The sequence below is a fragment of the Acidimicrobiales bacterium genome (genome assembly GCA_022452145.1).
Lineage (GTDB): Bacteria > Actinomycetota > Acidimicrobiia > Acidimicrobiales > MedAcidi-G1 > UBA9410.
This window is the reverse complement of record JAKURY010000001.1, coordinates 23,935-33,736: the sequence shown is the minus strand read 5'-3', so window position 1 is coordinate 33,736 and position 9,802 is coordinate 23,935. Positions and strand designations below refer to the sequence as shown.

Annotated in this window: 10 protein-coding genes; 1 reads left to right on the top strand and 9 read right to left on the bottom strand. The window is 71.8% G+C overall.

The features are described from left to right. The 3 genes from MK177_00170 to MK177_00160 all read right to left on the bottom strand — a co-directional run. Positions 1-88 (bottom strand): hypothetical protein (locus MK177_00170; GenBank protein MCH2425734.1); only part of this gene is annotated, 88 nt, incomplete at its 3' end. Positions 89-170: 82 nt separating this feature from the next. Then, positions 171-1,346 carry a molybdopterin-synthase adenylyltransferase MoeB gene (gene moeB / locus MK177_00165; protein ID MCH2425733.1) on the bottom strand — a complete coding sequence of 392 codons (1,176 nt, stop codon included), beginning with the start codon at positions 1,344-1,346 and terminating at the stop codon, positions 171-173. A 29-nt stretch (positions 1,347-1,375) separates the two neighbouring features. Then, positions 1,376-2,182, bottom strand: a complete 807-nt coding sequence (locus MK177_00160) for a Sir2 family NAD-dependent protein deacetylase (protein MCH2425732.1) — start codon at positions 2,180-2,182, stop codon at positions 1,376-1,378. A gap of 160 nt (positions 2,183-2,342) precedes the next feature. Between MK177_00160 and MK177_00155 the strand changes: the two genes are divergently transcribed. Then, on the top strand, positions 2,343-2,528 hold the full coding sequence (locus MK177_00155; GenBank protein MCH2425731.1) for a hypothetical protein: 186 nt from the start codon (positions 2,343-2,345) through the stop codon (positions 2,526-2,528). A gap of 164 nt (positions 2,529-2,692) precedes the next feature. On the opposite strand, the gene MK177_00150 is transcribed toward MK177_00155, so the two are convergent. The 6 genes from MK177_00150 to MK177_00125 all read right to left on the bottom strand — a co-directional run bounded on the left by MK177_00150 (position 2,693) and on the right by MK177_00125 (position 9,802). Then, on the bottom strand, positions 2,693-4,156 hold the full coding sequence (locus MK177_00150) for a leucyl aminopeptidase (GenBank protein MCH2425730.1): 1,464 nt from the start codon (positions 4,154-4,156) through the stop codon (positions 2,693-2,695). Positions 4,157-4,190: 34 nt separating this feature from the next. Then, complete coding sequence (locus tag MK177_00145; GenBank protein ID MCH2425729.1) at positions 4,191-4,748, bottom strand: cob(I)yrinic acid a,c-diamide adenosyltransferase; 558 nt, start codon at positions 4,746-4,748, stop codon at positions 4,191-4,193. A gap of 85 nt (positions 4,749-4,833) precedes the next feature. Beyond that, positions 4,834-5,685: a hypothetical protein gene (locus MK177_00140; GenBank protein ID MCH2425728.1), complete on the bottom strand. Its 852-nt coding sequence runs from the start codon at positions 5,683-5,685 to the stop codon at positions 4,834-4,836. Positions 5,686-5,710: 25 nt separating this feature from the next. Next, positions 5,711-6,817 (bottom strand): Xaa-Pro peptidase family protein, encoded by a 1,107-nt coding sequence (locus tag MK177_00135; GenBank protein ID MCH2425727.1) that lies wholly within the window; start codon positions 6,815-6,817, stop codon positions 5,711-5,713. Between the two features lie 46 nt (positions 6,818-6,863). Further along, on the bottom strand, positions 6,864-8,531 hold the full coding sequence (gene lipA, locus MK177_00130) for a lipoyl synthase (GenBank protein ID MCH2425726.1): 1,668 nt from the start codon (positions 8,529-8,531) through the stop codon (positions 6,864-6,866). Then, positions 8,528-9,802 (bottom strand): 2-oxo acid dehydrogenase subunit E2, encoded by a 1,275-nt coding sequence (locus MK177_00125; protein MCH2425725.1) that lies wholly within the window; start codon positions 9,800-9,802, stop codon positions 8,528-8,530. Before MK177_00125 ends, lipA begins: the two co-directional genes overlap by 4 nt.

Below are 9,802 nucleotides of genomic sequence, written 5' to 3'. Positions count from 1 at the left end.
CACAGACCACATCGTGGCCGAGGTGGGCGAGGCAGGCGCCGGTGGTCAGGCCGACGTAGCCGGTGCCGATGATCGCCAGTCGGGCCATGGCGGCGAGTCTCGCATGGTGCGACGGAAACCCCGACGCGTCACGGGATGGTGGTTCGGGCGACCGACCGGTCGCCGAAGGGTCAGCCCGCCGGAGGCTCTGTCACCTTCGGCATGCAGAGGCCGTCCAACTCGGCGATCTCGATGCGGTCGCGGTTCTCCCAGGTCACCTCGAGCGACGGGTCGCGCTGGAGCCGGTACTCGCGGAACGACATGTCCATGGCGTCGAATGCCACCAGGCGTCCGGACAGGCCGTCCCCCAGTCCCAGGATGAGCTTGATGGCCTCGAGGGCCTGGATGGAGCCCACGATCCCGGGCAGCACCCCGAGCACGCCGGCCTCCGCGCAGCTGGGGGCGAATTCGGCGGGTGGTGCCTCCGGGAGCATGTCGCGGTAGGTGACCCCGTCGCGTGGGTCGAACACCGTGACCTGGCCCTCGAAGCGGAAGATCGAACCGTGGACCACAGGGATGCCGAGCTTCACCGTGGCGTCGTTGAGCAGGTATCGGCTGGGGAAGTTGTCGGCACCGTCCACCACCACGTCGTACCCGTCGAGGATCTCCATGATGTTGTCGGCACCCAGACGGACGTCGTAGGTCACGACGTCCACGTCGGGGTTCAGGGCGGTGAGGGTCTTCTTGGCCGAGTCGACCTTGCGCTCGCCCACCCGATCCAGGTTGTGGAGGATCTGCCGCTGCAGGTTCGACTCGTCCACGACGTCCATGTCGACGATGCCGATCCTGCCGACGCCGGCGGCCGCCAGGTACATGGCGGCGGGCGAGCCCAGGCCGCCGGCACCCAGCAGGAGGACGCTGGCGTCCAGCAACTTGAGCTGGCCCTCCTCCCCCACCTCTGGGAGGAGCAGGTGGCGCTGGTAGCGGTTGCGCTGCTCGGAGCTGAGGGTGCGCGGCGTCCGCCACTGACGACCCTCGTCCTTCCAACGGTTGAAGCCACCCTCCATGGAGACCACGCCTGTGTAGCCCAGCTGCTGGAGCGTGTCGGCGGCGAACGCCGAGCGGACGCCGCCGGCACACATCACGACGATCGGCCGGTCGCGGTCGGTGACCCTGTTCTCGATGCCGGACTCCAGGTTGCCCCGTGGGATGTGCATCGAGTCCGGAATGGCCCCCTGCTCGAACTCGTCCGGCTCGCGGACGTCGAGGAGGAGGTGGCCGTCGGCCAGCAGGGCCTCGGCACCGGCCGGGTCGGTCTCGGTGATCCGGGAGCGGGCATCGGCAAGGAGGTCTCGGAATGTCGCCATGCAGGAAATCCTACTGACTTGGTCGGGATTCAACCACCGCCGACCGGGGATCGGCCGACGATTCGTGGCAGCACCTCGCTGATCGAGCCCCGGACGTTGACGGTGGCCAGGTGGTCCATCTCGCTCGGCGAGCCGTTGACCACAACCACGGCCGCGCCATGGTCGACCGCCGCGGGAACCATCAGGGCCACCGGGTAGACGCCCAGCGTGGACCCCACGGCGAGCAGCACGTCACATTCCCGGGCCGCCGCCAGCGACCGTTCCATGTCGCCCTCGAACAGGTCCTGGCCGAAGCTCACGGTGGCCGACTTGAGGAGGCCGCCACACCCGTCGCAGTGGGGGTCCAGGTCGCCGTTGCGCACCCGGTCCAGCACAACGTCGATGTCGCTGCGCCGGTCGCAGCCGAGGCACATGGCCCGGCGCACCGTGCCGTGGACCTCGACGACGAGGGCGGGGTCGCTGCCGGCCAGCACGTGAAGGCCGTCCACGTTCTGGGTCACCAGGGTGTGCAGGCGGCCGTCGGCCTCCAGGGGCACCAGGGCCCGGTGCCCGTCGTTGGGCTCGACGCCGTCCCACATCCCGCCATGTGCCAGGACCTGCCACCGGGCCTGGCGGACCACCGGATCGGCCTTGAAGTAGCGGATGTCGGAGGCCTTCTCGGCCTCCGGATTCTTCGTCCACACCCCCTCGGGCCCCCGAAAGTCGGGGATGCCGCTGTCGGTCGAGATCCCCGCCCCGGTCAGCACCGTGACCGAGGTGGCACCAGCCACCAGGTCAGCCGCTGCAAGGACGGCAGCCTCCAGCGCCTCGGCGGGCTGCGCGCCCCAATCATCCATCGTCGGAGCCTCGCAGGGCGAGGCATCCACCGCCACCCGGGACCCTTGGGTCGCATAGGGGTTGACAGGTATCGAAAGTCCCTGTCAACATCCCGCTCGGCTCCCCCGGATCCGCCGGCCGGACACCACGGCCATGAACCCCAGACCACGAGGAGCCACCGTGCCCACGCAGCCCACCTTCCCGACCGACCACATCCGCATCGAAGCGTGGGACGACCCCGTCATCGACCGGCTCGGCCACGATCCCAGATCCACCTACGTGGAGACCTACTGGCTGGGCATCCTCGGACCCAGCGCCTGCTGGTTGCTGCGTGGCCTGGCCGATCGCCTCGACGGCGCCGCCTGAGCCCACGGTCGTCGCGACCCGTTCCCGGCACCCCCTTCGGGTGCGGGTTCGACGGCACCACTTCCCCCACCCGGACCAGCGCCCGATCTCCCCTCCGTCGGGTCGACCACCGGGTTGCACGGCGCCGACGCCTCCGGGCGTCGGCGCCGTCGCGTCGGAGGTCCTCAGCCTCCCGGCGTGAACGAACAGGCCAGGTCCACCAGGAGCCGGACGCCGAATCCCGTCCCACCCCGGGTGGCCTCGCCGTCGTCGCCGTCGGTGAATGCCGGTCCGGCGATGTCCAGGTGCGCCCAGGGGATCCCGTCGGCCACGAACTCCCCGAGGATCAGGCCGGCCGTGATGGCCCCGCCGTGGGGACCGCCGATGTTCTTCATGTCGGCCACCGGTGAATCCACCATGCGCCTGTAGTCGTCTGGAAGCGGAAGCCGCCAGACCCGCTCGCCGGTCCGGGCCGAGGCGGCCTCCACCTGGGCCAGGAAGGAGTCGTCACGACCCATGAGGCCTGCGATCCGCGGACCCAGGGCGACCATGCAGGCGCCCGTGAGGGTGGCCAGGTCGACGATGGCGTCCGGCTTCGCCTCCGACGCCAACGACAGGGCGTCGGCCAGCACGAGGCGGCCCTCGGCATCCGTGTTCAGGACCTCGATGGTCTTCCCGTTGCGGATGGTGAGCACGTCGCCCGGGCGGGTGGCGTCCCCGCCCAGCATGTTGTCGGTCATGGGCAGGTAGGCCCGGACCCGGCAGCGGGGCGCCACCGTCGGGAGGACCGACATGGCCCCGACCACGGCCGCCGCGCCGCCCATGTCCATCTTCATGTCCATCATCCCCTGGCCGGTCTTGATCGACAGGCCGCCGGCGTCGAACGTGAGGCCCTTGCCGACCAGGGCCAGCGTGCCCTTCGGGCGTCCCGTCGGCGTGTAGGTGAGCTCGACGAACCGGGGTGCCTGGGTGGAGCCCCGGCTGACGCCCAGCAGGCCGCCGAGGCGGGCCCGCTTGATGGCCGCCTCGTCCAGGACCTTGACCGTGAGGCCGCGGTCACGTGCCATGCGCCGCACCCGGTTGGCGAACTTCGGTGGCGTGAGGCTCCCACCGGGCTCGTTCACGAGGTCGCGGGCCAGCGTCACGCCGTCGACCACCGCCGCGGCCTGCTCGACGGCGCTCCGGATCCCGGCCGCCGTGCTCCCCACGAGCGTCACACGGCCGAGGCGGTCGTCGTCCTTCGTGGACTTGTACCCGAACCTGTAGAGCGCTAGGGCCACGCCCTCCACCACCGCGTGCGCCCCCTCGGGCTGGGGGACCGCGTCCAGCGCCGCGGCCACCGAGGCAAGGTCGAGGGCCAGCGAACGGCGACCGCGCGCGGCTCGGGCCAGCCCGGCAGCCGCCCGGCGCAGCCTCTCGGCGTCGACTCCCTCGGCCGGGCCCAGCCCCACGGCAGCCACGAGGCGGCCGGCCCCGGGCACAACCTGCACCTGGTCGACCTTGGCCTCGAAGCCCAGGCGCCCGAGGTCGTCGCGGTCCAGGCCCGCCGGCAGCGGCATGTCGCCCGTGAGGGCATCGGTGGTCAGCCCGTGGGCGACGACCTCGGCGCGCGCCGGGGCCCGACGGGCAGTTGAGAACTGGATGGCCATGGGGCTCCTCCGGGAACGACGGTCGGTGTTCTGGTCAGTCCTGGTCGGCGGGCGGGCCGTCGGCCACGGAGCGAGTGGTCAGCGAGGTCCCCTCCTGCCAACGGGCCAGGGTCCATACCAGGTCGGACAGGCGGTTCAGGTACGGCACCACCGACGACCCTTCGGCGGCGACGGCCATGGCGGAACGCTCGGCCCGTCGACACACCGTGCGGGCCACGTCCAGGCGGGCCGCCACCTCGTCCTCACCCGGAACCACGAACTCCGTGGGCGGCTCGAAGCGACCCGACACCTCGTCGATGAGGTCCTCCAGGCGCACCACCATCTCCGACGTGGGCAGCGAGCCGCCCTCGGTGAGGAGGTCCAGGTGGTCGGGGTTGCAGGCCAGCTCGGCCATGACCAGCCAGAGGTCCCGTTCCAGGCCCAGGAGGATGTCGGCCAGTTCGCCGGTGGCGGCCGCCCGGGCCAGCCCAAGGAAGGCTTGAAGCTCGTCGACGTCGCCGTAGGCGGTGGGACGCGGGGAGTCCTTGGCCACACGCCCGCCGTGGAACAGGCCGGTCGTGCCGTCGTCGCCCCTACGCGTGTAGACCCTCATCGCCGTCCCGATACCTCCATCAGGCGGCGGATCCTAACCGTGGGCGGACCGGCCGGCCCGACCCCGGCCGGTGCCGTACCACCGTTCAGGCGAGGGCGGCCCTGGCCACCAGGTCCATGCCGAAGGCGGTGAGGATGGCCAGGTAGAGCAGGCCGGTGGCCGCCATCACCGCCGAGTACTGCCGTTCGGTGAGCGCCGCCCGGGTCGCCACCACGAGCGCCAGGGTCGACACCGTGCAGGCCACCCAGAACCAGCCCAGCAGGCCGTTGTAGCCGTCGGGGATGGACCCGTTCAGCACCGAGACCATTCCGGTCGGCCAAAGCAGGACGAGCAGCTCGAACGGCCAGACCAGGCCCGTCCAGGCGACCAGCTCCAGGAGCGGCCCGCGGGCCAGGCCGGGCTGAACCAGGTACCAGTGGCCGAGCAGCATGGCGCTGGTGACCGCCCCCAGGAACAGGGCCCCGACCAGCGTCCTGGCCACGGCCAGCAGCGCCGGGTCACCGGCGTCCACCCCGGCCGCCACCAGGCCCACCAGGCCCAGGACGGGCGCCACGAGGTCCAGCGCCGGTGGGAACTCCCGTACAGAATCGTCGAAGGTGACCCGGTCGCGGTCGATGCCGGTCATCGCCGCCACCCGGGCCGTCCGGCGCTCCTCCACGCCGCGCTGGCCAGCCACCCCGGCCCGGCGGCGGACCACCGAGACCACCATGGCCACGACCGTGGCGACGAGCACCGCTGCTGCTGACGCCTCCCGGACGGGCACCGGGTCCATGACCACGCCCACGACCAGGCCACCGGCGGCCATGAGGCCGAAGGTGATCCGGATCGTCCAGCCGTAGCCGATGCCCACCTCGCGTCGCCGCCCCGTCACCCACAGGAAGAACAGCCCCCCGACCGCCCACTGGAGCAGGAAGGTTGCTGCGTCGAGGTCGATCACGCCGCGCCCGGTACCGCCGGGGCGTTCAGCCGTCGACCACGGCGAGGCCGTGGTCGATCCGGTTCATGGCATCGGGCCCGTCGGCGGAGGCCACCACGATGTCCTCCAGTCGGGCACCCCATACGTCGGGGACGTAGATGCCCGGCTCGATCGAGAAGGCGTGACCGGCCGCCAGCGGCAGGTCGTTGCCGGCCACGATGTTGGGATGCTCATGGGCCTCCACGCCAATGCCGTGACCGGTCCGGTGTACGAAGTACTCCCCGTAGCCGGCATCGTCGATGACCCGACGGGTCGCCGCATCCACGTCCTCGCACGGCGTGCCCACCGTGGCTGCCGCCACGCCCACCGCCTGCGACTCCTGCAGTGCGGCGTACAACTCGGTGAAGCCGGCAGGTGGCCGGCCTATGTGCACGCACCGTGTGATGTCCGAGCAGTAGCCCACGTCGTCCGGCCCGGCCATGGTGCCGCCGATGTCGAACAGCACGCCTTCGCCAGCCCGGATGACCCGGTCGCCGGGTTCGTGGTGGGGGCTGGCGGCGTTGGGGCCGGACGCCACGATCACGAAGTTCACCCTGTGGTGACCCTCGTCCAGGATCCGCCGGCCGATCTGGGCCGCCACGTCGGCCTCGGTCCGCCCGACCAGCGGCACGAGGCCGGCCTGCACGTCGGCCAGGATTCGATCCACCGCCGCCCCCGCCCGGCGTAGGGCCTCCACCTCGGCGTCGTCCTTCACCATCCGGATGGGCGCCGTGATCTCGGACGCCCGGCGGAACTCCAGGCCGGGACAGGCCGCCGTGAGGTCGACCACGAAGCCGGCCCAGGTCTGGTCTCCGATGGCCGCCGTGGCCGAGCCGCCCACCAGGTCGGCCACCCGGGCGATCGGGTCCTCGCCGTCACGCCACGTGACCATCCCGAACACCTCGGGACGCTCGACCACCCGGGGCGCCTCCAGGTAGGGGACCACCAGGTGGACGTCGCCGTCACGCGGCACGATCAGCATGGTGAGGCGCTCCAACGGCATGGCCTCGTAGCCGCAGAAGTAGGGCAGGTCGGCGCCCAGCGAGAGGAGGAGGACGTCGACTCCCTGTTCGGCCATGGCCGCCCGGGCCCGGTCGATGCGCTGGCTGAACACGGCGACAGGCTATGGGGACGACGGCGGCCGGGAGACGACGGGCCGGTCAGCCCGGACGGGCCGAGAGGGCGACGGGCACGGTCCGGTCGACTACGGGTGGAACTCCGGCGGCCTCGGCGGCCTGGCGGGCGTGGTAGCTGGACCGGGTGAGAGGTCCGGCCTCCACGTGGCCGATGCCCAGCGCCCGGCCGACCGCCGCCCACCGGTCGAACGTTGCCGGCTCCACCCAGCGGTCGACCTCCAGGTGGCTGGTGGTGGGCCGCAGGTACTGGCCGATGGTGACGATGTCGCAACCCACGGAGGCCAGGTCGGCCAGGCAGGCGTCGACCTCCTCGTCGGTCTCCCCCAGGCCCACGATGATCGACGACTTGGTGGTCAGGCCTGCAGCGCCGGCCCGGGCCAGCACCGAGAGGCTCCGGGCGTACGACGCCGACGGGCGGACCTTCCGCTGCAGGCGGGCCACCGTCTCGATGTTGTGGTTCAGCACCTCGGGTCGGGCGTCGAACACCACCTGGAGGGCATCGGGATCCCCCTTGCAGTCGGGGATGAGCACCTCGACGGCGGTCCCCGGGTTCCGGTCGCGGATCGCCGCGATGGTCGCCACGAAGGCGGACGCGCCACCGTCCGGCAGGTCGTCGCGGGCCACGGCCGTGACGACGGCGTGGCGCAGGCCCATGTCGGCCACCGCCTCGGCCACCCGCCGGGGCTCGTCGAGGTCCAGCCCGTCGGGGCGCCGCGTGTCGACCATGCAGAAGCCGCAGGCCCGGGTGCAGCGCTCGCCGTTGATCATGAAGGTGGCCGTGCCGTCGTTCCAGCAGTCGAACACGTTCGGGCACCCGGCCTCCTCGCAGACCGTCGTGAGCCGCCTGCTTCGCATCGTGGACTTGAGGCGCAGGTATTCGGGACCAGTCTCCAGCGCCACCCGCATCCACTCCGGCTTGCGACCCACCGGCGGCCGGGCTCCCACACCCTCGCCACGGCTGAAGCGGCTCAGGTCCCCGGTCCGGTGCACCCAGGCGACGTCGGCCCGCTCGACCGGTCCGTCGGCCCACCGCTCGGCGGCCCGCCCGGCGACCAGGTCGACCACCTGGCGCATCGTGGTGGTGATCCCCTCGGCCGCCAGCGAGGTGACGCCGTAGCCGGTGATCCCGCATGGCACCATCCGGTCGAAGAACGCCAGGTCGGGGTCCACGTTGAGGGCGAAGCCGTGCATGGTGCGACTCCGGGTGAGCTTCACCCCGATCGCCGCCACCTTGCGGGGCCGGGGCCCGTCCGGCTCGACCCACACCCCCGGATACGGCTGGAGGCGTCCCACGTCGGCGAGGCCCAGGTCGCGGCACACGTCGATGACCAGGTCCTCCACGGAGCGCACGTAGGCCACCGTGTCGGCCATGCCACCACCCCGCTTGCCGGGCAGGTGGAGCAGCGGGTAGCCGACCAGCTGCCCGGGACCGTGGAAGGTGATGTCGCCGCCCCGATCCGCCCGCTCCAGGTCCGCCCCTACCTCGTCGGGCGGCAGCAGCAGGTTGTCGAGGGTGGCCCGCACCCCGAGCGTGTACACGGCATGGTGCTCGAGCAGCAGCAGGTGGTCCTGTGGATCGGGGACCGACCCGGCGTTGGCATGGATGCGGCGCTGCAGCGCCAGGGCGTCGCGGTAGCGGACGCGCCCCAGCCACCTGATCCGGAATGGCCGGGAACCTCGACCCGTCGTCACGCCCCGTCGGCCTCGTCGGCCTCGTCGGCCCAGCGGGCCACCCAGTCGGTGGCCTCCAGGATCCGCTTCATCTCCTGCAGGAAGGCCGCCGCGTAGGCGCCGTCGAACGCCCGGTGGTCCCAGGCCAGGGCCAGGATGCCGAGGGGCCTCACCCCGATGGACTCAACACCGTCCGCGTCGACGACCACCGCCGGCTTCCGGGCAATCCCGTCGGTGGACAGGATGGCAACCTGCGGCTGGTTGATGATCGGGAACTGGAAGAGCGTGCCGTACTGGCCGGGGTTGGTCACGGTGAACGTCCCACCGGCGAGGTCGTCGGGGACCAGCTTTCGGTCGCGGGCGCGGCCGGCCACCCCGTGGATGGACCTGGCCAGGTCCCGGATGGACCGGTCGCCGACCTTGCGGATGACCGGAGCCACCAGGCCCTCGAACCCGAGGTCGACGGCCACCGCCAGATTCACGTCGCCGTGCAGGATCAGCTCGTCGTCGCCGACGCTGGCGTTCATGCGTGGGAACGCGGACAGCGCCTCGGTCAGGGCGGCGACGATGAACGGCAGGTAGGTGAGGCTGGACCCCTCGGCGGCCCGCCAGGCGTCCTTCTCGGCGGACCGGAGCCGGTCGACGGCGTCGAAGTCGACCTCCATGGCCGTCAGGACGTGCGGGGAGGTGGCCTTGGACCCCACCATGTGCCTGGCCGTGGCCTTCCGGATGCCGTTGAAAGGTTCGGCCCGGCCGGGGTTGTCGCGTAGGAACTGCTCAACGTCCCGGCGGGTGAGGCGGCCGGCGAGCCCGGTTCCGCTGACCCGTGCCGGGTCCAGGCCGTGTTCGGCCAGCAACCTCCGAACCACCGGCGAGAGGAGACGACCGGAAGCCCGCCCTCCCTGCACACCTACTTCTCGGGTCGCAGTCGGACCACCAGTGCCAGCCGGTGTCGGCGGCGTGCCGGCCGAAGACGTAGCGCCAGCTGCGTCGGCCGGTGCGTCGTCGGCGACGGCGGGAGTGGCGGAGGCCGATGCAGGGGCGACGGAGGAGGAATCGGCGGGTTCGATGCGGCAGAGGAGGGCGCCGACGGCGACGGTGGCCCCTTCGGGGGCGATGATCTCGACCAGCACACCGCCCAGCGGCGACGGCACCTCGGAATCGACCTTCTCGGTCGAGACCTCGTAGAGCGGAGCGTCGGCCGGCACCGTCTCGCCGACGCCGAAGAACCAGCGGGTGATGGTTCCCTCCGTGACCGTCTCACCTAGTTGCGGGAGGAGGACGTCTGCCAT

Excerpts from the sequence above, each read along its gene's own strand:
- moeB (MCH2425733.1), bottom strand. The coding sequence starts at position 1,346 with ATGGCGACATTCCGAGACCTCCTTGCCGATGCCCGCTCCCGGATCACC.
- MK177_00145 (MCH2425729.1), bottom strand. The coding sequence starts at position 4,748 with ATGAGGGTCTACACGCGTAGGGGCGACGACGGCACGACCGGCCTGTTC.
- MK177_00125 (MCH2425725.1), bottom strand. The coding sequence starts at position 9,802 with ATGGCAGACGTCCTCCTCCCGCAACTAGGTGAGACGGTCACGGAGGGA.
- MK177_00150 (MCH2425730.1), bottom strand. The coding sequence starts at position 4,156 with ATGGCCATCCAGTTCTCAACTGCCCGTCGGGCCCCGGCGCGCGCCGAG.
- MK177_00160 (MCH2425732.1), bottom strand. The coding sequence starts at position 2,182 with ATGGATGATTGGGGCGCGCAGCCCGCCGAGGCGCTGGAGGCTGCCGTC.